The organism is Lactobacillus delbrueckii subsp. delbrueckii DSM 20074 = JCM 1012 (assembly GCF_001433875.1).
GTDB classification, from domain to species: Bacteria; Bacillota; Bacilli; order Lactobacillales; family Lactobacillaceae; genus Lactobacillus; species Lactobacillus delbrueckii.
Genome location: NZ_AZCR01000012.1, coordinates 13,591 through 13,830, shown reverse-complemented (window position 1 = coordinate 13,830; position 240 = coordinate 13,591). Strand labels below are relative to the sequence as shown.

Here is a 240-nt window from a genome sequence, read left to right as displayed (position 1 = left end):
ATCAACCAAAACTCTGTATAACTACGTTGACTGGGGCCTAATGGATATCAAGAACGGTGATCTTCCAGAGAAGGTCAAGCGCAATACTAAGACTCGTCGCGATGAACGTAGTCCTAGAATCTAAGCCGTAAGGACTTTGGTCACTGGTAATGCGATCTGGTTCTTGGACACAAGACTAAGGACGATGATGTGTTGCTTACTCTGTGCGAACGAAAGACGCGTCAGTTCTTCATGATCAAG

The 240-nt window shown here is 45.4% G+C and carries 1 pseudogene; it reads left to right on the top strand.

Annotated elements, in window-relative coordinates:
* Positions 1-240: pseudogene (locus tag FD23_RS10260) on the top strand (hypothetical protein); the annotation flags it as partial.